Genomic DNA, 24690 nt, shown 5'->3' with positions numbered 1-24690 from the left:
ATGAGTACTTCTGATCAAGATCAATTATTTGAAGTTCTTGAAGAGCAAAAACGCCATCAGCTTCGCGTCGATCGTGTCTTAAAAATTGTCATTCCAGTGACTGCATTTTTACTTGCTGTGATCTGCGCCAACTTAAATGTCTGGTCGACTGTTTTCAGCTTTGTCATCATGTGGATTGCATTCTATGCAGTTTCCATCAAGCAACTTCCCCTTTGGCATTGGGTCATTGTCATTGCACTATATTGTTTAGTCGACAATATTTTAACCTATGGCAGCTATAACCAATCTGGCTTTAGTCGTCAGTTCGGCGCGATGTTTATTTTCTTAGGTGTTTTTGGTGTAGGACGTCGCTACTTTGATCGCTGGTCGATGAATAAAGGCAAGCTTTAATGAACTAAATTTAAAGCGATAAAAAAAGCGCCCGAAGGCGCTTTTTTATGCATCGTATTATGCTGTTTTACGCAAATCTTTACGTAGAATTTTACCGACGTTCGATTTTGGTAATTCATCCATAAATTCAACATAACGTGGGCGTTTATAGCCAGTTAAGTTTTCTTTTGCGAATGCCAAAACTTCTTCAGTTGTTAAAGATGGATCTTTTTTCACAACGAATAATTTAGGTACTTCACCTGATTTTTCATCAGGAACACCAATCGCAGCAACTTCTAGTACTTTTGGATGTTTTGCAACAACTTCTTCAATTTCAGAAGGATAAACGTTGAAGCCAGACACCAAAATCATGTCTTTTTTACGGTCTACAATCTTCACATAACCGCGTGGATCCATGACACCAATGTCACCTGTACGGAAGAAGCCGTCCGCCGTCATTACTTTGGCAGTTTCATCTGGACGGTTCCAATAGCCTTTCATGACTTGAGGACCACGAATCGAAATTTCACCTTGCTCACCTTGAGCAACTTCATTGCCATCATCATCTAAAATAGCAACTTCAGTCAGTGGCAATGGAATACCAATCGTACCGCTGAATTCCATTGATGCTGGAGGGTTTGCGGTTGCAACAGGTGAAGTTTCTGATAAACCATAACCTTCGATAATATTGGTACCTGTAACTTTCTTCCACGCTTCTGCAGTCGAAGGAAGCACTGCCATACCACCACCCATCGCCATTTTTAGCTTACTGTGGTCAAGTTGCTTGAACTCTTCATTGTTCACCAAAGCATTGAACAATGTGTTCACTGCTGGGAAGAATGAAGGTTGGTATTTACGTAATTCTTTCATTACCGCAGGTAGGTCACGCGGGTTAGGAATCAATACGTTTGCCTGACCTTTGTACATACCGTAAAGTGCACACACCATAAATGCAAAGATGTGATACAGCGGTAATGCACAGAAGATACGATCATCTGGCTGACCATCTTTCTGACCAAATTTACTTTGGAAAATACCATCACACTGCAACATGTTTGACACAAGGTTACGATGGGTCAATTCTGCGCCTTTAGATACGCCAGTTGTACCACCGGTATACTGAAGTACAGCAGTATCACTTAAAGTTAAGTTTGGACGTTTGTAATTGTTTGCACTCACTTTAGACATTGCTGCATTAAAGCGAATATGACCTGGAATGTTCCAAGCTGGAATTTGTTTACGTACTGAACGTAATACAAAGTTAACCAATGTACCTTTCAGCGTACCAAGCATGTCACCCACAGATGCCACGATCACGTGTTTTACTGGGGTTTTACCAATAATCGCTTGGTAAACAGATGCAAAGTTTTCAATAATAACAAGAGCTTCTGTTCCAGAGTCATTCAATTGATGCTCAAGTTCACGAGAGGTATACAGTGGATTCACGTTGACCAATACCAGGCCAGCACGGAATACACCCAATGCGACAACAGGATATTGAAGAACGTTCGGCATCATGACTGCAACGCGTGAACCTTTGGCCAAACCTAAACTTTGCAAATAAGTTGCAAATTTACGGCTAGCTTCATCAAGTTCTTTAAAAGTTAAGACTTTATCCATAAAGATAAAGGCATCTCTTGAGCCAAACTTCTGGAAATTACGCTCAAAAATATCGACCAATGAGGTATTTTCTGCGGGTAATTCTACAGTTTCTGGAATCCCTGTCTTTTGGTATTCAGCGAACCAAATCTTTTCCATAACGCCCAATTCTCCTGTCGTAATCCTTAATAATCCAACTGTTTTTTTTCAATATTAAGCGGTCATTATTTAACTTGTTTGTGCTTAATATTGCATCCATTTCACGAATAACAGCATATATAACGTATTTCGTTCCATGGATGCTAGTATTATCTTTGAATGAACAGTTTATTTGCTTTTTGATATCCACGTGGTAACAACACACCTTTCGATGCACGTTTGCCCACATATTTTTGCAGATCGTCGCCTTTAAGCTTTAATTGTTGATTTCCTGCAAGCACTTGAATTATTTCATCTAAATTCAAAGTTGTCATGGATACAATTTGATCTTTTGCCTCAAGTTGTATCAATTTATTACCTTTACCCTTATTCAATACTGGTAATTCATCAAGTTCAACCAACAGCAAACGACCCGCAGAACTGAGGAGTGCAAGGTGTGTTGCATTCTCAATTGCCGTTAAATTCATGACCGCCGCCCCTTCAGACAAGCTAAGGAAGGCTTTACCCGCTTTTGCATTGGTATCGAGGTTTTTGGCTTGGGTTTTAAAGCCATAGCCTTTACTACTCATCGCCAAGACTTCTGTTTCATCTTCGGCAATAAACACTTGTTTAAAGCCGACACCACTTGCAGGTGCAAGTTTAGAACTCAGAGGCTCACCTAAACCACGCGCGGATGGTAAAGTATTGATGCCCAAAGCATAGCTACGACCGGCATCATCTAAGACATAAACGCGTTGATTTGATTTACCTTGCGCATGGCTGAGATATTGGTCACCTGCACGGAAATTTAAGTTCTCAGCATCGACTTCATGCCCTTTCGCCGAGCGAATCCAACCCGCTTCAGACAACACCACAGTCACAGGATCTGCAGGAAGCATATCTTGTTCATTAATCGCATGGGCTTCAGCACGTTTCACAATTGGAGAACGGCGGTCATCACCAAATTTCTTCGCATCTTCTTTAAGTTCATTAATGATCAATGCTTTTAATGATTCAGGATTCGCCAATTGTTCACGAATAATGGCAGCTTTGGCTTCCAATTCTTCTTGTTCACGGCGCATTTCCATTTCTTCAAGTTTTGCCAAATGACGTAACTTGAGTTCTAAAATGGCTTCGGCTTGAATTTCATCGATATTAAAATGCGTCATTAACACCGGTTTAGGCTGATCTTCTTCGCGAATAATACGAATCACTTCATCAATATTCAGATAAGCAATGATCAAGCCTGCAAGTATATGTAACCGTTTTTCAATTTTATTCAGATGATAAGTCAAACGACGTGTCACGGTATTTTTACGGATTTCGATCCATTCCAACAAAATACGGCGGATCGATTTCACTTGCGGACGACCGTCAGCGCCAATCATGTTCATATTGACACGATAGCTCGACTCTAAGTCAGTGGTTGCAAATAAATGACTCATCACCGATTCAGCATCAATACGATTCGAGCGCAGGACAATCACTAAACGTGTTGGGTTTTTATGATCTGACTCATCACGTAAGTCCGTGACCAATGGCAACTTCTTCGCCTGCATTTGATCTGCAATCTGCGTGATCACTTTTGAGCCTGAAACCTGATACGGCAGCTCCGTAATCACGATTTCATTTTTCTCAATGCTGTACACTGCACGAGTTCGATAACTACCGCGACCCGTGGTTTGAATTTTGAGTAATTCTTCTGGAGAAGTAATAATTTCCGCACGTGTCGGCAAATCAGGCGCAGGAATATATTCTGCGACTTTCTCATCGGTTAAATTTGGATTGCGAATTAAGGCGATGGTGCCCTTCACCACTTCACGTAAGTTATGCGGTGGGATATCGGTTGCCATACCCACAGCAATGCCCGTTGTGCCGTTGAGTAAAATATTCGGCACACGTGCAGGTAAATTCACGGGCTCTTTCATCGAACCATCAAAGTTATCCTGCCAATCACAGGTTCCTTGTCCTAACTCAGACAATAATAAATCACTATACGCAGACAGTTTTGCTTCGGTATAACGCATCGCTGCAAAGGATTTCGGATCATCTGGTGAACCCCAGTTTCCCTGACCTTCAATAAATGGATAGCGATAACTAAACGGCTGCGCCATAAGCACCATGGCTTCATAACAAGCAGAGTCACCGTGAGGATGGTATTTACCCAGTACATCACCAACCGTACGTGCAGATTTTTTTGGCTTACCCGTTGGCTTTAGCCCGAGTTCGCTCATCGCATAGACGATACGACGCTGAACGGGTTTTAAACCATCACTGATATGTGGCAATGCACGATCCATAATCACGTACATGGCGTAGTTGAGATATGCTTGTTCGGTAAATTCTGCTACGGAACGGTTTTCTGTCGCATGATGCGCAAGGCTTGTCATAACAACCTGTAATCCTAAATTGTTCGTTCTTTATTGGGTTCTTATGCTATGTCGCAGGTGTCCCCTATACAAGGGGATGATCTAACACTCTGCGACAAATTGTGTCTTATGGCGTAAAAATATCCATTTTATTCACCATGATCAACTAAAAATTCAACAGTCTTTATAGACCGATGGATTCTAAAGTTTTGCCCTTGGTTTCCTCACCTAAAACCAGAATCACCACGGCAACGGCAATTAAGACTGCAGTAAACATCATAAAGACATAGCTAAAACCATGATCCATATCCATCATATGTGTCACAGCAAAAGGCGCGGCAATGCCCCCGATCCGACCAATGGCACCCGCCCAGCCCGAACCAAAGGCACGAATATTGGCCGGATATTGTTCTGGTGTATAGGTATAAAGTACGCCCCATGCACCGAGATTAAAGAAGGACATTAAACAGCCCCAGATCACGATCTCTGTCACACTGCCAGACTGTCCGAAGAAATATGCCGAAATGGCACACATCCCAATGAAGCCCGCCAAAGTAGCTTTACGACCCAATTTTTCGACCAACCATGCCGCTGCAATATAACCTGGCAATTGTGCCAAAATCATGACCAAGACATATTCAAAGGATTGAACAATGGTGTAGCCTTCTTTGACCAATAAACTTGGTAACCACGTAAAAATGCCATAGTAAGAAAAGACGATACCGAACCAAATGAGCCACAGCATTAAAGTACGTCGTGCAAAAATGCCTGACCAAAGCTGTGAAAAACTGATGTTGTGCTTTTCTGCAACCGGTTTGACCTCAAAAATTTCAACAACTTGTACACCACATTTGGCTTCAATCTTTTTCACCAATGCATGTGCTTCATCAAAACGTCCACGGTTGATTAAATAAGGCACCGATTCGGGCACCATTTTCCAAATCACGATCGCATATAACGCAGGAATACCGCCAATCAGGAACGCTGCATGCCAACCAAAATCAGGAATAATAAAGCGTGAGACCAACGCTGCAACCAACCAGCCCAGTCCCCAAAAACTTTCTAGTAAGACAATAAAACGACCACGCACATGCGCCGGAATATATTCACTGACCAAAGTCACCGCGACTGGGAGTTGCCCCCCTAAACCTAAGCCGACAATAAAACGAAACACCAACAACCAAGTTAGATTAGGTGCAAACGCACATGCAGCGGTGGCTAAGCTATAAATCACCAATGTCCATGCAAAGACTGTTTTTCGGCCAAAGCGATCTGCCAGTCCTCCAGAAAACACCGCGCCAATCGCCATCCCAACAAAACCAATCGAGACCACCCAACTTTTATCATTTGGCGTCATGGCCCAATCTTCAGCCATTTTCGCTAAGATAAAAGAAATGAGCCCCGTATCCATGGCATCAAACATCCAGCCAAGGCCAATAACCCAAAGTAAAGTGTAGTGAAACTTACCGATGGGTAAGCGTTGTATACGTGAGACTAAGTCCATAACAAGATCTCTGAACTGGTGGAAGGATGAACACTGCTTTCCCAACAGGATGTATGATTTTGCGTTTTTTAGTATAGATCCATGCAAAAGACCGACCATTGATCCGTCTTTTCAGCATTTTAATGTGATGTTATAGCAACGCGGCTATGACAAATCTTTTGAAGATACCGACTGATCATCATCATCTTTATAAATAAATTTAGGCATTTCTAAGCCAAAGTAAATGGCGATCAGACGTAAGGTGAAACCGAAAATGAGCGTCGCAATGACGGTCAATTCTAGCGATAAGCCAATCTCAATGCAGAGCCAATAACAAATCACGGACACAAAAGAAATACTGGCATAAAGTTCACGACGGAACACCAGCGGGACATCGTTACAAAGGATGTCTCGTAAAATACCGCCAGAGACGCCCGTTAGTACCCCTGCTACCGCAGAAACCACAAAACCATGTCCCATTTCTAAAGCGATTTGACAGCCAATAATGGTAAAGCCAATGAGACCAAGGGCATCGAGAACTAAGAAGATATTACGAAGATGACGCATCCACTTTGCAATCAGGATGGTGACAAATGCAGCAAAGCAGGTCAGCATGAGGTATTCGGGATGCTTAACCCATGTCAGTGGATAGTGCCCAAGTAGCACATCACGAACCGAACCGCCCCCCAGTGCCGTGACACAGGCAATCAATGTTACCCCAAACCAGTCCATACTCCGCCGACCCGCAGACAATGCACCTGTCATTGCTTCTGCCGTGATTGCGATAATATAAATAACGGTAAGTAACATCGCCCTTCTTCCACTGAGGGTTGAGATGCGCGCTATTCTAAGCTAAATCTGCTCAAATGTTATAAAAATTGCGCACAACATTGTTTAAATTTTCGTCCAGAACCACAAATACAGGGCTGCTTCATGGTGATTTGCATCTCTGTGGTCGGATCAAGGAAATACCAGCGCTGCTCGAACTTCACAAAGTGTGAAATTTCATGATGTACCTGCGCTTGCTGCCCATCGTGATAATGGGCTTTAAATTCAACTTGAGCATGGTTTTTATCGAGTTTTTCTTGAGCCTGTACCACCTCAAGTTTTAACCACTGATTGGCCTGACTCCACGCTGCAATGGCACTGACATCCAAGGCTTGCTGCTGTCCAAACGCAGTTGTTTGTACAATATAATCAATCTTATGCAGTGCAAAAGCACTATAACGTGAACGCATCAACTGCTCTGCAGTCTGTGCATTTTCACGCCCCGTATGTAAGGGCTGACAACAGCTACCATATTCACCTTTGCCACACGGACACTGGACTTGTGACATGTTTGTTTCCATAAAAAAATAGCCTGACAATGCAGGCTATTTTAACGGATCTTTCCACACAATTTTCATCAGTAGATCCGTATCGATTCAAATAAAAGAATGATACACGGTAAGGTCATCCGCAAGTGTTTGAGACAGGACTACTTCTAATCAAAAATGTTTTTGCAATGCTTTGAATAATTTGACGGTAGTGAACGAGTTTTGCGGATGACAATGGTTTTGGGTACTTTTGCCGAAACAAAAGTACCTCCAGCCGAAGGCTAATCCCTTTATTTAAACCCTAGATGTAAGACTCCGTCGAATAGACTTAAAAATCATTTTAAAAATGCGTAATTACTTTTACGTGCGTAACATCAGTGATCTATATAGATTACCCCCCGATACGCAACTTAATCTTCAGTTGGCATGGGAATGACATGCACTTTTTCGATCTTATGACCATCCATTGTGACCACTTCAAAGATGTGTTCATCCGCTTTGAATTTTTCACCATTGGCTGGTAAACGGCCCAAATGAAATAAGATATATCCGGACAATGTCGAATACTGTTCAGCATCATCCACCAAGTCACGACCCAACAATAAAGACACGTGGCGAATATCGGTTGAGCCATCGAGTAACAATGAACCATCATCGAGACTTTCTGCTGCCGTCTCTGGTTCATCTTCATCGGGGAACTCACCTGCAATCGCTTCTAAGACATCAATCGGTGTTGCAATCCCTTCAATTGAACCGTATTCGTTCAACACCAAAGCCATTTGCAACGGCGCTTGACGCAATTGTTCCATCACCATCAAGACTTGTGCATTTTCATGCACCACCACTGGCTCACGGAGATGTTTTTCGAAATCGAGTACGCCCGTTTCAATATAGTCATTCATGACTTTATGAGTCAGTACCGCACCCGCAATATTGTCAAGCTCACCATGTGCCACAATTAAACGTGAATGCGTGGTACTGAGTAATTGAGCACGAATCGCCTCAGGTTCTTCATCTAAATCAATCCATTCCAGTTCAGGACGAGGTGTCATCACGGACTTTACTGGACGCTCAGATAAACCCAGTACCCCTTGTACCATGACACTGTGGTAAACCCCGTTGTCTTCATCAAAGACTTCATCAGCAAAAGCACGTGTTGCAAGCACATCTTCATTTTCATTTTGATTGTCTGCAACATTTTTCCCACCGAGCATACGCATCACAGCTGAGGCTGTGCGATAACGTAAGTCTGTGGTTGTCACCATTTTTTCTTGATTATGACGCATGGTTTGGTTCAAGAACTCAATCATGACAGAGAAACCAATGGCCGCGTATAAGTAACCTTTTGGAATATGGAAACCAAAGCCTTCGACTAAGAGCGAGAAACCGATCATCATCAAGAAACACAGACACAGAATCACCACCGTTGGGTGACGGTTCACGAAGTTCATCAGTGGTTTAGATGCCCACAGCATAATGCCGACAGCAATAATGACCGCAATCATCATGACAGAAAGGTGTTTCACCATCCCGACAGCGGTAATCACGCTGTCGAGCGAGAACACGGCATCAAGCACCACAATCTGCACAATCACCATCCAAAACGTCGCATGCACAGGATTTTCTTCCTTTAGCATCGGCTTGTTTTCAAGACGTTCACGCAGTTCCATGGTGCCTTTAAACAGTAAGAACACCCCACCAAACAGTAAAATTAGATCTCGACCGGAAAATGGATGGTCGAAAATATGGAACAGTGGGTTGGTTAGAGTCACCACCCATGCAATCGAGGCCAGTAAGACCAATCGCATACACAGTGCAAGCAATAAGCCGACAATCCGTGCGGTATTACGCTGTTCTGGCGGTAATTTTTCCGCAAGAATCGCAATAAAAACCAGGTTATCGATACCTAAAACAATCTCAAGCACCACCAGTGTCAATAAACCCACCCATGCAGATGGGTCGGACATCCATTCAAAGATCATAATTGTATCTCCTGAATGTTATTCACACGTGGATCATGCTGATTTGAAGATGAAATGCATTGGACATGCGCAAACGCTTTTAATGGCGTTCTTTCTAATATTTTGATGTGTGCTGAGTGACAACAACCACTACCCATGACGGTTCTTTAGCTTAAAATGAAGTTTTAAGTATAGCAAGTTAAGGTAAAAATTCACCCTTTTTTACCAAAGTACAATCTCTGTATGGAAGAATTTAAACCCAGTGATGACATTAAATTGTCATATTTAGCTGCCAATGTAGTGTCATAAAAAATAACATGCTAAGGTAAAATTAAAACGTAATGAATAGCGGATTAAAAATGACAGAAAAACGTGGTAATCCTTCTCCTGCTACAACACAACCTTTAATCGCACTGTATTGCGGCTCCCGCTCTGGTAACAATCCAATTTATCAAGAAAAAGCCATCGCATTAGCGCAAGGCTTGGCTGAACATGGTTTTGGTCTGGTCTATGGTGGTGCCAGTATTGGCCTGATGGGTCAAGTTGCTGACGCTGTGGTCGAACATGGCGGCGAAGCCGTGGGTGTGATTCCTGAGTTTATGTTGGATTATGAAATTGCACATAATCATTTGACTGAATTACATGTCGTGCGCAGTATGCATGAGCGTAAAGCCATGATGGCAGAACGTGCAAGTGCCTTTGTTGCCCTGCCCGGTGGTCTTGGCACATTTGAAGAAATTTTAGAAATCGCCACTTGGGGACAGTTGAATCAACACCAAAAGCCGATGATGCTTTATAACGTCAATGGCTTCTATGATGCACTGATTGCACAATTAGACCATGCGGTCGCTGAAGGTTTCTTGCCGCCGCAGCATCGTGCCAAACTGATCGTATGTAATTCTTCGAAGCAGATCTTTAGTGCACTGAAAAATTTAGATTGCCCGAAAAATTTCGTGGTTTAACTGTATTTTAGATGTCAAAAAGGGGAATAAATTATTCCCCTTTTTTTATTGCTCGATGTCCTAATTCAAATCGAGATCGTGCCGACTTAACCCGACACCACACGATAGAACCATGGCAATGTTGTCGCTAAGAAAATACTCATCAACAAACCAAGCATCAATTTCATCGCATCTTTGCTGACATTTCGTGAAGTTCGATATTTATTCACTTCATGTAAATGCATGGACATAGCAAATTCACGTCCTGCGAGTAAGCCCAAGAACACCCAAGTGGTACTCATTGGAATATTACTCCACTCTTTGAACACCAATAAAATCAAAGCATACATAAAGTCGATAATGGTTGCCGAGCGGATATCAGCCACACCCGTTTTGGTGTCGATAATGCCCTGAATCGCCCCGCCACGTTGGTACAAAATGATCCCAAGCAGTACGATAAACACCACAATTGCAAAAATCAGGAACTCCAGCGGCACCTGACGAGGGACGTAGACAAAAATATTGGCCAAATCCTGAATCAGCCACTGACTCCATAAAAATGCCGTCGAAACCCACTGTAGTCCCACCCAAATATTCGAGGGTGTTTCATCACGTGTTTTACTGAAATAAACCGAGATGCCTTTAATCACAAATCGATAAACAATAATCGCAACAACAAAAGCTACCGCATAACCCATCATCGACTTGGTTAACATCGACCCAAGACTACTCGGAGAGAAAATCGTTAACACTAAGAATGTGGTGCTGACCGGAATTCCGTAGCGAGTCAAAATGATCAGTAAGATCGGTGGCACAATATAGAGCCACGTGACCCCTTCTGCGGGAAATGGAATCGTTTCTAAACGACCATAAGATGCATCCCCCACGCCAGAACTGTACCAACCATAAACCAATACAATGGCTAAAATACTGCTGACATAGATCCACAACAGCCACCAAGGGCGATGCGCATTGGATGAAATAAAGGTTCCCAATGTCTGTGGCACATCATTACCGACAATAGAATAGGCCGCGAGACAGAAGCCTATGACCATCAGAATTTCGATTGTCATGAAAACAAAACACCTTTGCCATAAAGAAAAAGCCCTCCAATAAATGAAGGACTTGAGCGCATTATGACAGTTTATCTGGCGTTCATACAATTTCGCGCCGTGCATTTCTCGATACTAAAATAAAAACCTCAAATAAAACAAATGCTTTAAAGTTTAATTATTTCAATTTAATCTGATAAACCGCAGTGCTACCGCTCACTTCATTTCCAACCACCAATAAAGGTTGAGCATTGGGCGAATCTTTGGCCGCAATAAAAATCAGACCTTCGGGCCCTAAATCGCCCTGCTTAGTTATATCGGTTTGCGCTATATCTCGTGTATTAAAATACTGAACAAATTTCGCCTGTTGCGGCTGTGTGATGTCATACACCATGATCCCGCTAGCCCGCTCTAGCCCGATAAAGGCATAGGTTTTTTGACCAATTTTACCCAGTGTGATACCTTCAGGTTCAGGGCCTTTATTGTCACTACGATCATCAAATTTAAAGGCTTCATGATTACTATTAAATTGGGCTGGGAACAATTCAGCAATTTTGCGTTCAAACTCACTGCCAGAATCCCAAACAATTTTTCGACTGATGGGATCGACGATACTGAACGAGCGCCCACCATAGGTATAAAGTTTGTCATAAACCAACTTACCGTCGTCCAATACAGGTTTTCCGGCAGCATCACGTTTAAAACCTTGTGTCCAACTGATGGTTAAACGGCCAATCTGTGCATCTTTGATCAGGTTATCTGCACAAATTTCTGTCGGCGCTGTGGTGGTACAAGCTTTAAAGACGCTCGGGTCGAGTTTTGCACCAACGACACCAGGCACCAGATGACGTAAATGTGCTGCATAATCCCCTTTTGCATCAAAGCCAGCTTTTTTAAACAGATGCTTAACTCGAATTTCTTCGGCATAGCCTTGGCTTAAATCTTCGCCCGTAAAATACTGTGTTTCGTCTTTTAGCCATTCTCGGGCATCGCCTTCATTGGCGGTGACCAAATAACTTTTTCCATCCGCTTGATAATGTGCAATGGCATCAGGCATATACATACCATACAGCCCAGGCCATGCCTGAATATTGATCATCCCAGCATCTTTGGCACAGCTCTCGACCTGACGACCTAAGCTGTCTGTCGCACCAATCACACAATCACGATCACTGCCATCAAGTGCATTTTCAGGCAAGCTGTGATCTTTATAACCCATCGGAAAAATATCGATAAATTCTGCTTTCACTAGATCGAGCACGGCAATCGCATTGTTCTCTTGTAAGCTCACCCATGCCGTTTGACCATCTTGGCTCACCGCAATGTACTCAGGTTCTAGGTCTTGAGCCACACTCGTGGTTTGTACACCTTGCGTCTTCACATCGGCATATTGTGCGGTGTCGGGTCCAAAAATGCGAACGCCCGCATCAATTAGCTCTTGTTTTCGTGTATTCCACGCACGGAAATCCACCAATTTCGCCGTTGGCTTTTCAATCTGAGTTAGATCAATAATACTGACTGAACCTTCAGGGTCGACTGCATAACCTTCATTTGGTTCGCCTTCATTAGCGACCAATACTTTTTTGCCATCTGGGCTAAAGGTCAGCATGTCTGGCAAAGCCCCAACTTCGACCTGACTGATAAAACTTAAATCTTGTGCTTTAAAAAAGGCCACGATGCCCGGCTGCGTTTTATCGGCCGCTTGCACCGCGAGTGCCACGATGCCATTGTGTACAGCAACGCTATTCACTTCAGAATCGGCCAAATATTTTTTAGCATCTAAAGATTGTAAATATGTAGGCTGTGCTGGTTGTTTTAAATCCAGTACATCAACCACACCAGCTTTGGCATTGACCACAAATACGCGCTGACTTTGAGCATCATAAGCAGGAATTTCTGCTGCACTCGCGCCAAAAATACCCGATTCATAACGCCCAATCTGTTCCAACGCGATAGTGTTTGGCGTGACTTCTTCGACCACTGGAGGAGGTGTTTGCACTTGCGCATCATCATTGCTGTCATTACACGCCACTAGCCCCACAGACAACATGGCACACATCAGCGCCGAAATTTGTAGTTTCATGTTTTCATTCGTCTTTTATTAAAATATGACCAATTTATAAACATTAGGTTGCATAGAGATGAAACTTTCATTGCATTTTTCTTGCAATTTTTTGGCTCAATTATGCAAAGCTTTTACTACATCCGAATGGCAATATTCATTTAAACTGTTTAAAAATCTCAGCTTTATTGACTTATGAATAGCACGCCAACGCATCAGGCTTTACAACCCGAATTTAGACTTCTTGTGCTATTGGTCTCTATTGGCTTTTTTATGCAAGGGCTGGATACGACCATCGTCAATACAGCAATCCCAGCGATGGCAAGAAGTTTGGGCGAAGACCCGCTACAAATGCATAGTGTGGTCGTGGCCTATGTCTTGTCCGTTGCGGCGTGTATTCCTTTAAGTGGTTGGTTGGCCGATCGTTTTGGTGTACGAAATACGTATTTCACAGCCATTATTATTTTTACGTTAGCATCGCTAGGCTGCGGCATGGCCAATAGCCTGAATGAGCTGCTGGTTTATCGGGTAATTCAAGGTATAGGTGGCGCATTACTGCTGCCTGTTGGGCGTTTGGCGATGCTCAAAGTGATTCCTCGGACACAGTTTTTATCGGCTATGAGTCTGATGAGCCTTGCTGGTTTAATGGGCCCCTTAATTGGTCCTACCCTTGGCGGTTGGCTGGTGGAAGTCGCAACATGGCATTGGATCTTTTTAATAAACATTCCAATGGGACTGTTAGGAGTACTTATTACCTTTAAAGCCATGCCCAATGTGACCGAACCGAGCGTACAACGCTTCGACTTTATGGGTTTTGTCTTATTGGTCGTCGCCATGGTGGGGTTATCGTTAGGCATTGAAAACTTTGCCAGCCCGCATCTGCCGCTATGGTGGAGCCTGCTTTTAGTCGCAGCAGGCATCATCGCCAGTTTGATCTATGCCTTTCATGCACATACCCACGCCAATGCGCTGTTTCGCAGTAAATTATTTCAAAATCGGATCTATGCCATCGGTATTATCGGCAACTTCTTTGCCCGCCTTGGCGGCAATGCCATGCCATTTTTGATTCCCTTAATGCTACAAGTGGCTTTTGGCTTTGAGCCTTTTATCACAGGTTTATTGATGATACCGACGGTACTCGGTTCATTGGCATCAAAACCGATTATTCGTCAAATCATTCAACGCTTTGGCTATCGTAAAGTGTTATTGGTAAATACTTTCTTGGTCGGTGCCTGTATTTGCAGTTTTGCACTCTCTACGGCTGAAACCCCCACTTGGTTACGTGCCTTACACTTTTTTATTTTTGGTATTTTAAACTCGCTGCAATTCGTTTCGATGAATACCTTAACCCTCAAAGATTTACCCCAACAAGATGCCAGCAGTGGCAACAGTTTCTTGTCTATGATTATGATGGTTTCGATGAGTATCGGTGTGGCTTTGGCAGGGACTTTAGTCAACGTGTTTACGGCCTATTATGGTCCTGCACAAATCGAAACAGCATTCCATAGCACCTTGATTTTACTCGGCTGCATTAACCTGATTACCGCAGCGATTTTTTGGCAGATTCCTAAACATGTGGATGTCTAAACCTGTGTCATCGGGCAAATCTATGACAGCTCAACCTTTAAAGGGTTATGATAAAAGGGATACTTGGATACATTTTCATGCCTAAAAAAGCCAAATCACGTACCTCTAAAAGCTCACTCAAAAAATACAGCCCGATTATTGCACTCAGCGCTATCAGCGGCGTCATAGTGGTGGCTGGATTAGGTTATTTAGCCGTGATGCCGCATCGCCCTGCATCTGCAGAAGAATATCCCGTCAAAGGTTTTGATGTTTCTCATCATCAAAAAGATATTCAATGGTCAAAAATTTCACCTAAAAAATACCAATTCGTTTATCTCAAAGCCACAGAAGGTGGTGATTTTAAAGATCGAAAATTTCAAGACAACTGGTTACAAGCACGGGAAAACGGCTTTTTAGTTGGGGCCTATCATTTTTACCGTCTGTGCCGTGATGGCAAGATTCAGGCTGAAAATTTTATTGCTTCCGTGCCGAAAAAAGCCGATGCCCTTCCTCCCGTGATTGATTTGGAATATGACACCAACTGCATTAACACCTACAGCAAAGAGCAGTTACTCAAAGAAATCAGCTATATGCATGATCGCTTGCACCGCCATTATGGCAAACAACCGATTTTTTATACCTCGAAGTCTTTTTATAATATTGTCTTAGCTGGCGAGTTTAAACAGACGCCGCTGTGGGTCCGCGAATATAAAGGCCCACCCGATCTAAAAAACAATCCGAAATGGCTGATTTGGCAACATACTAATCAAGGAAAAATTCAAGGCATCTCGACCACCGTCGATTTAAATGTATTTTCAGGTGATGCTAAGGCTTGGACTGATTTTTTAGACAAAAATGGCGTTTCCCCGATCAAACCTCGTTGATTTATTCACCGACTCAGGACAACATCGAACAAAATAATCCGTGAAAACTGAGTCGCAGGATGCGTATTTTAAAAATTTTTCTTATTATATTTTCAGTTTTTATGATCCTCGCCATCGGGATATTGGCATATTTGATCCAACCTTCAGGGACCTTGGCAGCGTTTAAAACGTGGCATTATCAACTTCCCACACAAAGCACTACAGATACTCACTCAGCGGCACCCTATCACGTAAAATTCTTTGGTGTTTCGACCTTACTTTTTGACGATGGCCAAGAGCAAATCCTAATCGATGGCTTCTTTAGTCGGCCATCGCTCAGTCGAACCATATTCACTCAAATCCAAAGTGATCAGCCTTTATTACACAGCTATATCGACCAATACGACTTAAAACGCACTCGTGCTATTTTCGTGACTCATTCACATTATGATCATGCGCTTGATATTCCAATGTTGGCCCACCAGCTCCCCAAGGCCATGATTGTCGGCTCTAAAAGCACCTTAAATATCGCACAGGCAATGCCAATCGCTGAATCACAATTACACGAAGTTCAAGCTTGGCAACCGATACAAATCGGTAAATTCACCATTACTGCCATCCCCTCGCAACATACTCCGCCAACGGCCGTTAATGATGATTTGGGGGAAGAAATTTCGCAGCCACTGCAACTCCCTGCACATTTTAGTCAGTTTAAAGAAGGTGGATCATATGACTATCTCATCCAACATGGGCCGCATTACAGTTTAGTCAAAGCCAGTACAGGTGCTGTGCCCAAACAGTTGCAAAAACTAAAAGTCGATACTTTATTTTTAGGCATCGCTCAGCTTTCCAAGCAAACGGCAGCATTTCAACAGCAATATTTCAAAGAAACCTTAGCGACTCTTCAACCCAGCACCGTGATTCCAATTCACTGGGATAATTTTTTCAAACCACTGAATCCAGAGCTCGAATTTTTACCTCGCTTTGCCGATGACACTCCTCAAAGCCTAAATCTATTGATACAGTCGGCAGCAGCTCAAAACACCAAGGTGGTTTTACTCAGTCAACCTGTGTCGTTCGAGTTAAAAAATTGAGGAAAGCGCTGGATTGACTGTGCGATACTGAAATTCAATTTTTAGGCACTGATTTATCTAGGCATGAGGAAAATCATACATATCGACATGGATGCATTCTTTGCATCAGTAGAGCTGCGGGAACGCCCCGAACTCAAACAGCTTCCTGTTGTTGTGTCTTCACATCACCCTCGTGCGGTCATCTGTGCCGCGTCCTATCCTGCACGTGAATTTGGTTTACGTTCTGCGATGTCGATGGCACAGGCCCGTAAACTCTGCCCACAGGTCGTGGTGATTGAACCGAATTTTGAAAAATATCGTGCCGTTTCGGCGCAAATTCATACCATTTTTCAACGCTATACGTCGCTGATTGAGCCACTATCCTTAGACGAAGCTTATTTGGACGTCACAGTAAATTTACAACACATTCCGAGCGCCACCGAAGTCGCTATACGAATTCAGGCAGAGATTTTACAAAGCACTGGTTTAACTGCCTCTGCAGGTGTCGCGCCCAATAAATTTTTGGCTAAAGTCGCTTCTGATTGGAACAAACCCAATGGCATTTATATTATCAAACCATCACAAGTTCTGCATTTCATCCATGACTTGGCACTGAAAAAAATTCCTGGTGTGGGAAAAGTGACTCAAGAAAAATTAAAAGCCATGCAACTCAATACATTAGGTGATTTACAACAAATTGAAGAAGCCGTTCTGATTCATCATTTCGGTAAATATGGACGACAACTCTATCTGTATGCACAAGGCATTGATGAACGACCGGTCCAATCTAGCCGTGAACGTCAACAGATTTCCAAAGAAACCACTTTTGATGATGATCTCACATTGAGCCAATGTCAGCCCTATTGGCCCAAACTGATTGACCAAGTCTGGTCTAGTTTAGAAAAAAAGCAGTTAAGCGCGCGCGGTGTATCGGCCAAATTAAAACTCAAAAATTTCCAAGTGCTACAGCACAGTAAGAGTTTTAAAACATCGCTGAATAATCGTGAAGACCTTGCGCAGGTGTTACAGCAATTACTGCATGAAATGCATATTTCTGAGGAAGATCAATTTCGCCTGATTGGCATAGGGGTCTATCAATTAAGTGCGCAAAACCAAGAAGCACAACTTTCGCTGCTCTAAAAACTTCAAGAAGATCGTATTTGCTTAAGATTTAGGCAGAAGAACAAAATTAAAGCAATTTGCTATTCACAAAGCCTAAAATTAGAGTACTCTATCAGCGCACTACATTATCCGTGTATGCGCTGAGATGCTGAAAATCACCTTTACTTTCAGCATGCTGTCCTGTGATTGGCGTGACGATCAAATCCGAATATTACAGGGCAACTCTGTTGTCAATCATGGAATACCCCGCTGTATGCCTTCTGCAAAATCTGCTCCAAATCCTCAAAATATTTCACAAAATCAAGAACAACGTGCGCGTAAAGCCGCATTAAGTAGCTTCATTGGTGCCGTAGTCGATTGGTACGATTTTTTACTTTATGGCATTGTTGCCGCACTCATTTTCAAAGATCAGTTTTTCCCCATTATTGGCAACAATATGGGAACCTTGGCAGCCTTGGCGACCTTTGGCGTCGGCTTCCTGTTCCGCCCCTTAGGCGGCATTGTGTTTGGACATTTTGGTGACAAGCTGGGTCGGAAAAAAATGTTGGTGCTCACCGTCATCCTGATGGGGATTTCGACGGTCGGTATCGGTTTATTACCCAATTTTGCGGCCATCGGTTGGTGGGCCCCGATCCTACTCGTAACACTTCGGGCAATACAGGGTTTTGCTGTCGGTGGTGAATGGGGCGGCGCTGCCCTGATGGCTGTAGAAAATGCCCCGAAAGGCAAAAAAGCCTTTTACAGTAGTGGTGTACAAATTGGCTATGGCGTCGGACTCGTTCTGGCAACAGGCGCTGTGTCTTTGATTATTGCCACTTTGGGTGAAGATGCTTTTGCTGATTGGGCGTGGCGAATTCCCTTTATTGCCAGTATTGTCTTGCTGGCTATCGCAATGTGGATTCGACGTGATCAAGACGAATCACAAGAATTTGTCGACCATGTGGTCAAAGCTCAGCAAACGCCGCAAAAATTACCGATTCTGCAAGCGATTAGCCAACACCCCAAAGCCTTTTTCTACATTATTGCGCTGCGCTTGACCGAGTTACTCACCATGTATTTGGTGACGAACTTTGCACTGAATTATTCCACCGCTCAATTGGGCATGGACAAACAGTTCTTCCTCAATATCACCTTAATGGTTGGTGCCATTAGCTGCTTCAGCATTCCCCTCTTTGCGTGGCTAGCAGATCGATTTGATCATCGTAAGATGTGTGTATTGGGTGGCTTAATTGGTGCGCTTTCGGCCTTTCCTTTCTTTATGGCCCTTGATGCACAAAATACTTGGCTGATTATTGTCGGTGCAATTTTCCTTGCCAATATTGCCCATGATATGGTGGTGAGTGTACACCAACCGATTTTTACCTCCCTGTTTGGTACCGCCTATCGCTACAGTGGCGCAGGTGTCGGTTATCAAGTGGCTAGTATTATCGGTGGTGGCTTTACCCCAATGATTGCAGCAGCTTTGGTGATTTGGGGTGATGGTTCATGGCATTATGTGGCAATCTACCTTGCTGTCGGCTGTTTATTGACGGCCTTAGTTGCAGCTACGATGCCTAAAACTCAAGATTAAGTGACCTTTTTGCTTTCAGGATATTCCGCATGACCATCCAACGCCTGCATGTTTCAAAACGCTTTTCCGAAATCGCTATTTCTGGTCAATTGGTTCATTTGGCAGGTCAATTGGCAACAGACCTTGATTTAGACATCAAAGGACAAACACAGCAAACATTTGAGATCATTGATCAATTTCTTGCAGATGCCGGTACAGATAAAAGCCACATTATGTCAGTGACCATTTATCTTAAAGATATTGAACAGGATTATGCCGCATTCAATGAGGTATGGGATGCGTGGGTGTCAGACATTGAAGCATTACCCAGAACTTGTGTTGAAGCCAAATTATACGACCCGCGTGTACGGGTAGAATTAACGGTCGTAGCCATTAAGCCTGAATAACCATTAAGCCTGAATTACAAAAAAAAGCATGTCTAAAGACATGCTTTTTTTTGTAAAAGATTTTGCTCTTTGAATCCCTAAGATCCAATAATTTTGATCTTTTTACGTTCCAAATCTGAATATAAATGATATTTTTTCAGATCATTAACCGGCACAAATGGCGCTTGTACACGCTGCTCATTCAAGAAATCTTCGCGTAATTGAACGTACTCAGGCACATCATCATAACGAATGACCCGATAGCCTGCCAAAGCGAGCAAAGCATCTTGATATTGCGACTGCTGCATCCGTTTTAGCACCATTGGATCATCTAAAGCGACGATCGCCAAGATCTGATGCTGTTCATCTAGGACGACAAAGTCCGCCACCATATTTCGATACTTATTCCGCGTACGATAGTATTTCGTGGTCAACAGTGCATCAAAAGACACGTGCGCAAGGATCGTATGCTTAGGCAAAATTTCTTTTAAACGCGTGTAGGTTAATTGCTCATTAATGTTGAAAATAGCACGTTGTTTCAATGCGCTATCTTGTTGCTTAGAATCACCTTCTAAACTTTTCCAAGCCATTATGAGCACACAGAAGAGTAAAATACTCCCTATTACTATGTATATAGTCATCTCATAATCCTTTATATTTCTTATATTTTTGGTTTTTGACATACTTCTTTTGAAGACGAAGTATACAACCAGTATTATTTTTTTAATTTCCTATTAAAAAAAATAACTCTAACTTTCACACAATACGTATTTAAACTGACAAAAAGTTGCAAACTTAAAGCGTCAAACATCACATGCCACTTCGTTCAGAGTAATAGCATCCATTGCTATATACAGATACTTTAGATCATTCGCTAAAACGACAGCAAGTGCATTTCCTCTCACTGTCAGACAATTCCGATAAGCTGTCAAATTTTGCTCGTATTTCATTGAGATAACCGACACACATATGGCATTGAGCTTGTAACAGCATATAAAAATGCAAACTGTCTTATGCTGCCGAGCATAACACCCATAAAAAAAGACACCGAAGTGTCTTTTTTTATTTAATCATTTTAAGCGCGTGATTTAGGCTTCGATTTTCCTTTGGGTTTCGGACCGCCAAAAGGTTTTTTCGCATCACCCGTTTCACGCGGCGGCAGACCAGTATGCTGCGTCAAGATTTGACCGCGCTCAGGACGCTTCTTGGTATTTGAAGGACGCGATTGAGCAGCCTTAGTCCGATTACCTTGTTCGCCTGTACGTTTTTGTGAATCACCCGCAATGCTTGAGTTCTTTTTACGTGCAGATTGGTATTGGCCCTCAGCACTACCCGCAGGCTGATACGTCGGAATCAAATGCTGTTTTGAGTTACCAATCAGATCCTGACGCCCCATTTCTTTGAGCGCTTCACGCAGCAATGGCCAGTTGTTTGGATCATGATAACGTAAGAAGGCTTTATGCAAACGGCGGCGTTTTTCACCTTTCACGATATCGACATTTTCAGTATAACGCGCCACTTTAGCCAGCGGGTTTTTACCGGTGTAATACATGGTCGTTGCAGTCGCCATTGGTGATGGATAAAAGGTTTGCACCTGATCGGCACGGAAACCATTCTTCTTCAGCCAAATTGCCAAGTTCATCATGTCATAGTCAGTCGTACCCGGATGCGCTGCAATAAAGTAAGGAATGAGATACTGCTCTTTCCCTGCTTCCTTACTGAAACGATCAAACATTTGTTTGAAACGGTCATAGGTCCCGATCCCCGGTTTCATCATCTTCGATAATGGACCTTTTTCGGTATGTTCTGGCGCAATCTTCAGGTAACCGCCAACGTGATGTGTCACCAATTCTTTGACATATTCTGGGTTTAACACCGCAAGGTCATAGCGTAAACCGGAACCGATCAGAATCTTTTTAATCCCCGGCAATGAACGCGCTTTACGGTATAACTGGGTTAAAGGCGCATGATCGGTATGTAAGTTTTGACATACACCCGGGAATACACACGACGGCTTACGGCAGTTCTTTTCAATCTCAGGATCTTTACATGCCAAACGGTACATATTGGCCGTTGGACCGCCTAAGTCAGAAATGATCCCAGTAAAACCCGGTGCGGTATCACGAATTTTTTCAACTTCACGCAAAATCGATTCTTCAGAACGGTTTTGAATGATACGCCCTTCATGCTCTGTAATTGAGCAGAAGGTACAGCCGCCAAAACAGCCACGCATAATGTTCACAGAGAACTTAATCATGTCAAAGGCAGGAAAACGCGCTTCACCATACGCAGGATGTGGCAGACGTGCATACGGCAAGTCAAACACATAATCCATTTCTTCTGTAGTCAAGGGAATCGGCGGCGCATTCAGCCAAACATCACGTTCACCATGCTTTTGCACCATCGCGCGCGCATTGCCCGGATTGGTTTCCAAATGCAAAATACGGTTGGCATGTGCATACAGCACAGGATCATTCGCCACATCTTCATAGGCAGGCAAACGAATCACCGCCAATTCACGCGGCGGCAATTTATGCTTAATGGCTTTTGATGCAGGCTGCAGCTGCACGATTTGCGTGTCGGCGTCTAAGTTATCACCTTCACGAACAATCGGATTTGCTACCGCTTCTTTTTGGAAGCCTTGATATTGCGTAACGCTGTCTTTGCCTTTTTCGATTTCACAGCCTTCAAGGTCTTCGGTCATCACATAAGGGTTAATGATCGGATCGACACGGCCAATCGCATCGACATCATTCGATGCAATTTCAACAAACTTCGCTTTTGAAGCCCGGTTATTTTTATTCACAATAAATGCCGTACCGCGGACATCCGTAATCTCTTGGATTTTTTCACCGCGGGCCAAACGATGCATGATTTCCGTGATTGAACGTTCACCATTACCATACATCAATAGATCGGCTTTCGAGTCCATCAATACTGAACGGCGGACTTTGTCTGACCAATAATCATAATGTGCAATACGGCGCAGTGAGGCTTCAATACCGCCCAATAATACAGGCACATCTGGATAAGCTTCACGCACACGTTGGCAATATACCGTTGCTGCACGGTCTGGACGTTTATTCGGTTGATTATCCGGAGAATATGCATCATCCGAACGGATTTTACGGTCTGCCGTATAACGGTTGATCATCGAATCCATGTTGCCGGCAGTCACGCCCCAAGCAATATTTGGTTTACCCAATACACGGAAGGCTTCTACATTGGTCCAGTCTGGCTGAGCAATAATCCCGACACGGAAACCTTGTGCTTCAAGGGTACGGCCGATAATGCCTGAACAGAATGACGGATGATCGATATACGCATCACCACAAACCAAAATAAAGTCGCAGCTGTCCCAACCGAGTTGATCCATTTCTTCGCGTGACATCGGCAAAAATGGCGCAGGGTCAAAACAAGACGCCCAATATTTGTCGTAATCAAACAACGCTTTTGGCGCAGTCTGCATAGTATAAGCAGTAGACATGGCTAGCAATTCTCGGCTGGCAGATGGAATGATCTGAAAAAAGATCAAAGAAGATGAAAGCCGATCATTTTACCATGAATTCCATTCATCATGCTTGATTATAATTTATACAATAGCTACAGAATCATTGAATTGTTTTATATAGACATCAGATGTAATCGTGCTGTAGCACAACTATAAAACAAGATTTAAATAAATCATTTGTAACTTTGCTTTAGTTTAAATCAATCTAGAATGTGCCATGAGTTATCGCATTTTTATTCAACATTAAAGCCTGCGCCTGTTGAAATTGAATATGCATTTCAGGTAAATATTTTTCAATATAAATCTTACGCTTATCTATACTGTCTTGATTCATCAATGGTTTTACATCAAGCATTTGACGGCGTGTCATTTCCTGCTGATATTTTTGCCAAAAACTCAATGCTGCATTTGGGTCAAAGCCCGCTTTCGACATCAGATCAAGTGCAAGGACATCTGCTTCCAGTTCAAATTTTGAAACTTTAGGCAAAAAACAGCTTGCCCAGTCACACTACTGGCCGCAGTAGCAAGCGCGCCGATACCCGCAGTTGAAGAAATCATCGCCACCTGACTAGCAAACAGCAAGGAAATCTTCTCACGATGATGATCACGTAATGCATGTGCCATTTCATGCGCCATCACAAATGCCAATTCATCTTCAGTCAGCTTTAAACTCCAATACAAACCCGTGTTAATGACAATTTTCCCACTTGGAAAACCATGTGCATTTAAATCTTTATTTAAATTCCCACTGACTTGCCAATCCCATTGACTCGAACCTTGACGGTAAAACTCCGCATTTTGCTTAAGTTTATTTAAAATTTGATCAAATTTCGGATCTATGATCAAAAGTTGCTTGTCTTTCGCCTGATGAATAAATTGTTGATAGGTTCTATCTGCCTGTTTAGTTAATAACTTTTGAGGAACGATAAAAAACTGTTTACGCTCTGCGCCTGCTGTCCCTAAATTCGTGGTACTTGCACAAGCTGAGATTAAGATAAAAACCAAAGCCATCATTAAAATAGTTATATTTTTCATAAACACCTTCAGTTTAAAACGGCTTTGTTGCACAAAGATTTGAAATACAAAGCCCCCTAATTGAGCCAAATTTAAGGCGTAACTTGGGTAAGTGGTCGACCTAATTCCGTAAATCTGTTGAGGACTGCTACACGTGCATGAATTTCATTGACTTGGCTATCAAATTTTCTTGCACTGAGTTTATCCCCCAATAATTTGATGCAATGCATCTTAGTTTCGACCAAACTTCGGCAATGATAGCCGGACCATTTTTTCCATAATGTCCTGCCTGAGAAGCACTGCTTCGCAAGATTAA

General features: G+C 42.9%; 20 protein-coding genes and 1 pseudogene. 8 read left to right on the top strand and 13 right to left on the bottom strand.

Annotation, left to right across the window (positions count from 1 at the left end; genetic code table 11):
* The gene (locus FTV03_RS03285) at positions 1 to 390 is read left to right on the top strand and encodes a hypothetical protein (protein ID WP_078189471.1); all 390 of its coding nucleotides are present in this window, start codon (positions 1 to 3) and stop codon (positions 388 to 390) included.
* A gap of 57 nt (positions 391 to 447) precedes the next feature.
* On the opposite strand, the gene FTV03_RS03280 is transcribed toward FTV03_RS03285, so the two are convergent.
* From FTV03_RS03280 to FTV03_RS03255, 6 genes are all read right to left on the bottom strand, one after another.
* The gene (locus FTV03_RS03280; RefSeq protein WP_168378241.1) at positions 448 to 2127 is read right to left on the bottom strand and encodes a long-chain-fatty-acid--CoA ligase; all 1680 of its coding nucleotides are present in this window, start codon (positions 2125 to 2127) and stop codon (positions 448 to 450) included.
* A 149-nt stretch (positions 2128 to 2276) separates the two neighbouring features.
* Positions 2277 to 4496: a DNA topoisomerase IV subunit A gene (gene parC / locus FTV03_RS03275; RefSeq protein WP_180039910.1), complete on the bottom strand. Its 2220-nt coding sequence runs from the start codon at positions 4494 to 4496 to the stop codon at positions 2277 to 2279.
* 163 nt (positions 4497 to 4659) lie between these two features.
* Positions 4660 to 5979 carry an MFS transporter gene (locus FTV03_RS03270; protein WP_168378243.1) on the bottom strand — a complete coding sequence of 440 codons (1320 nt, stop codon included), beginning with the start codon at positions 5977 to 5979 and terminating at the stop codon, positions 4660 to 4662.
* A gap of 144 nt (positions 5980 to 6123) precedes the next feature.
* On the bottom strand, positions 6124 to 6768 hold the full coding sequence (locus tag FTV03_RS03265; RefSeq protein WP_078189475.1) for a trimeric intracellular cation channel family protein: 645 nt from the start codon (positions 6766 to 6768) through the stop codon (positions 6124 to 6126).
* 59 nt (positions 6769 to 6827) lie between these two features.
* On the bottom strand, positions 6828 to 7295 hold the full coding sequence (locus FTV03_RS03260) for a YchJ family protein (protein ID WP_180022084.1): 468 nt from the start codon (positions 7293 to 7295) through the stop codon (positions 6828 to 6830).
* A gap of 389 nt (positions 7296 to 7684) precedes the next feature.
* Positions 7685 to 9256: a TerC family protein gene (locus FTV03_RS03255; protein WP_180005207.1), complete on the bottom strand. Its 1572-nt coding sequence runs from the start codon at positions 9254 to 9256 to the stop codon at positions 7685 to 7687.
* A gap of 320 nt (positions 9257 to 9576) precedes the next feature.
* Here FTV03_RS03255 and FTV03_RS03250 point away from each other — a divergent pair, with 320 nt between their 5' ends.
* Complete coding sequence (locus FTV03_RS03250) at positions 9577 to 10197, top strand: TIGR00730 family Rossman fold protein (RefSeq protein WP_078189478.1); 621 nt, start codon at positions 9577 to 9579, stop codon at positions 10195 to 10197.
* An 86-nt stretch (positions 10198 to 10283) separates the two neighbouring features.
* On the opposite strand, the gene FTV03_RS03245 is transcribed toward FTV03_RS03250, so the two are convergent.
* Both FTV03_RS03245 and FTV03_RS03240 read right to left on the bottom strand, forming a co-directional pair.
* The gene (locus tag FTV03_RS03245) at positions 10284 to 11249 is read right to left on the bottom strand and encodes a hypothetical protein (RefSeq protein ID WP_078189479.1); all 966 of its coding nucleotides are present in this window, start codon (positions 11247 to 11249) and stop codon (positions 10284 to 10286) included.
* A 157-nt stretch (positions 11250 to 11406) separates the two neighbouring features.
* On the bottom strand, positions 11407 to 13311 hold the full coding sequence (locus FTV03_RS03240; RefSeq protein WP_180039908.1) for a choice-of-anchor I family protein: 1905 nt from the start codon (positions 13309 to 13311) through the stop codon (positions 11407 to 11409).
* Between the two features lie 174 nt (positions 13312 to 13485).
* On the opposite strand from FTV03_RS03240, the gene mdtD reads away from it, so the two are divergent.
* From mdtD to FTV03_RS03210, 6 genes are all read left to right on the top strand, one after another.
* Positions 13486 to 14877, top strand: coding sequence for a multidrug transporter subunit MdtD (gene mdtD, locus FTV03_RS03235; RefSeq protein WP_180039906.1), 1392 nt, complete (start codon positions 13486 to 13488; stop codon positions 14875 to 14877).
* Between the two features lie 77 nt (positions 14878 to 14954).
* The gene (locus FTV03_RS03230) at positions 14955 to 15740 is read left to right on the top strand and encodes a GH25 family lysozyme (protein ID WP_180039904.1); all 786 of its coding nucleotides are present in this window, start codon (positions 14955 to 14957) and stop codon (positions 15738 to 15740) included.
* A gap of 59 nt (positions 15741 to 15799) precedes the next feature.
* Positions 15800 to 16813, top strand: coding sequence for an MBL fold metallo-hydrolase (locus FTV03_RS03225; protein WP_180039902.1), 1014 nt, complete (start codon positions 15800 to 15802; stop codon positions 16811 to 16813).
* Positions 16814 to 16876: 63 nt separating this feature from the next.
* Positions 16877 to 17932 (top strand): DNA polymerase IV, encoded by a 1056-nt coding sequence (gene dinB, locus FTV03_RS03220; protein ID WP_180039900.1) that lies wholly within the window; start codon positions 16877 to 16879, stop codon positions 17930 to 17932.
* 235 nt (positions 17933 to 18167) lie between these two features.
* A complete protein-coding gene (shiA, locus tag FTV03_RS03215; RefSeq protein ID WP_180039980.1) occupies positions 18168 to 19484 on the top strand; it encodes a shikimate transporter in 1317 nt (438 codons plus the stop codon).
* A 29-nt stretch (positions 19485 to 19513) separates the two neighbouring features.
* Positions 19514 to 19870 (top strand): RidA family protein, encoded by a 357-nt coding sequence (locus tag FTV03_RS03210; protein ID WP_180039898.1) that lies wholly within the window; start codon positions 19514 to 19516, stop codon positions 19868 to 19870.
* Positions 19871 to 19947: 77 nt separating this feature from the next.
* On the opposite strand, the gene FTV03_RS03205 is transcribed toward FTV03_RS03210, so the two are convergent.
* From FTV03_RS03205 to FTV03_RS03190, 5 genes and pseudogenes are all read right to left on the bottom strand, one after another.
* Positions 19948 to 20490: a DUF2726 domain-containing protein gene (locus FTV03_RS03205; protein WP_078189487.1), complete on the bottom strand. Its 543-nt coding sequence runs from the start codon at positions 20488 to 20490 to the stop codon at positions 19948 to 19950.
* Between the two features lie 434 nt (positions 20491 to 20924).
* Complete coding sequence (locus FTV03_RS03200) at positions 20925 to 23336, bottom strand: YgiQ family radical SAM protein (RefSeq protein WP_078189552.1); 2412 nt, start codon at positions 23334 to 23336, stop codon at positions 20925 to 20927.
* Positions 23337 to 23565: 229 nt separating this feature from the next.
* The gene (locus FTV03_RS17870) at positions 23566 to 23793 is read right to left on the bottom strand and encodes a hypothetical protein (protein ID WP_257220660.1); all 228 of its coding nucleotides are present in this window, start codon (positions 23791 to 23793) and stop codon (positions 23566 to 23568) included.
* Positions 23793 to 24395 (bottom strand): M48 family metalloprotease, encoded by a 603-nt coding sequence (locus tag FTV03_RS03195; RefSeq protein WP_257220659.1) that lies wholly within the window; start codon positions 24393 to 24395, stop codon positions 23793 to 23795. Before FTV03_RS03195 ends, FTV03_RS17870 begins: the two co-directional genes overlap by 1 nt.
* 71 nt (positions 24396 to 24466) lie before the next feature.
* Positions 24467 to 24690: pseudogene (locus FTV03_RS03190) on the bottom strand (hypothetical protein); the annotation flags it as partial.

It is taken from the genome of Acinetobacter sp. YH12218, assembly GCF_013417925.1.
In the GTDB taxonomy this organism is placed as follows: Bacteria; Pseudomonadota; Gammaproteobacteria; order Pseudomonadales; family Moraxellaceae; genus Acinetobacter; species Acinetobacter amyesii.
The sequence above is the reverse complement of the archived record's forward strand: the minus strand, read 5'-3'. Positions and strand labels throughout refer to the sequence as shown.

Excerpts from the sequence above, each read along its gene's own strand:
- FTV03_RS03195 (WP_257220659.1), bottom strand. The coding sequence starts at position 24,395 with ATGAAAAATATAACTATTTTAATGATGGCTTTGGTTTTTATCTTAATC.
- FTV03_RS03265 (WP_078189475.1), bottom strand. The coding sequence starts at position 6,768 with ATGTTACTTACCGTTATTTATATTATCGCAATCACGGCAGAAGCAATG.
- FTV03_RS03200 (WP_078189552.1), bottom strand. The coding sequence starts at position 23,336 with ATGTCTACTGCTTATACTATGCAGACTGCGCCAAAAGCGTTGTTTGAT.
- shiA (WP_180039980.1), top strand. The coding sequence starts at position 18,168 with ATGCCTTCTGCAAAATCTGCTCCAAATCCTCAAAATATTTCACAAAAT.
- dinB (WP_180039900.1), top strand. The coding sequence starts at position 16,877 with ATGAGGAAAATCATACATATCGACATGGATGCATTCTTTGCATCAGTA.
- FTV03_RS03225 (WP_180039902.1), top strand. The coding sequence starts at position 15,800 with ATGCGTATTTTAAAAATTTTTCTTATTATATTTTCAGTTTTTATGATC.
- FTV03_RS17870 (WP_257220660.1), bottom strand. The coding sequence starts at position 23,793 with ATGTCGAAAGCGGGCTTTGACCCAAATGCAGCATTGAGTTTTTGGCAA.
- FTV03_RS03285 (WP_078189471.1), top strand. The coding sequence starts at position 1 with ATGAGTACTTCTGATCAAGATCAATTATTTGAAGTTCTTGAAGAGCAA.
- mdtD (WP_180039906.1), top strand. The coding sequence starts at position 13,486 with ATGAATAGCACGCCAACGCATCAGGCTTTACAACCCGAATTTAGACTT.
- FTV03_RS03245 (WP_078189479.1), bottom strand. The coding sequence starts at position 11,249 with ATGACAATCGAAATTCTGATGGTCATAGGCTTCTGTCTCGCGGCCTAT.
- FTV03_RS03255 (WP_180005207.1), bottom strand. The coding sequence starts at position 9,256 with ATGATCTTTGAATGGATGTCCGACCCATCTGCATGGGTGGGTTTATTG.
- FTV03_RS03270 (WP_168378243.1), bottom strand. The coding sequence starts at position 5,979 with ATGGACTTAGTCTCACGTATACAACGCTTACCCATCGGTAAGTTTCAC.
- parC (WP_180039910.1), bottom strand. The coding sequence starts at position 4,496 with ATGACAAGCCTTGCGCATCATGCGACAGAAAACCGTTCCGTAGCAGAA.
- FTV03_RS03210 (WP_180039898.1), top strand. The coding sequence starts at position 19,514 with ATGACCATCCAACGCCTGCATGTTTCAAAACGCTTTTCCGAAATCGCT.
- FTV03_RS03280 (WP_168378241.1), bottom strand. The coding sequence starts at position 2,127 with ATGGAAAAGATTTGGTTCGCTGAATACCAAAAGACAGGGATTCCAGAA.
- FTV03_RS03260 (WP_180022084.1), bottom strand. The coding sequence starts at position 7,295 with ATGTCACAAGTCCAGTGTCCGTGTGGCAAAGGTGAATATGGTAGCTGT.
- FTV03_RS03240 (WP_180039908.1), bottom strand. The coding sequence starts at position 13,311 with ATGAAACTACAAATTTCGGCGCTGATGTGTGCCATGTTGTCTGTGGGG.
- FTV03_RS03205 (WP_078189487.1), bottom strand. The coding sequence starts at position 20,490 with ATGACTATATACATAGTAATAGGGAGTATTTTACTCTTCTGTGTGCTC.
- FTV03_RS03230 (WP_180039904.1), top strand. The coding sequence starts at position 14,955 with ATGCCTAAAAAAGCCAAATCACGTACCTCTAAAAGCTCACTCAAAAAA.
- FTV03_RS03250 (WP_078189478.1), top strand. The coding sequence starts at position 9,577 with ATGAATAGCGGATTAAAAATGACAGAAAAACGTGGTAATCCTTCTCCT.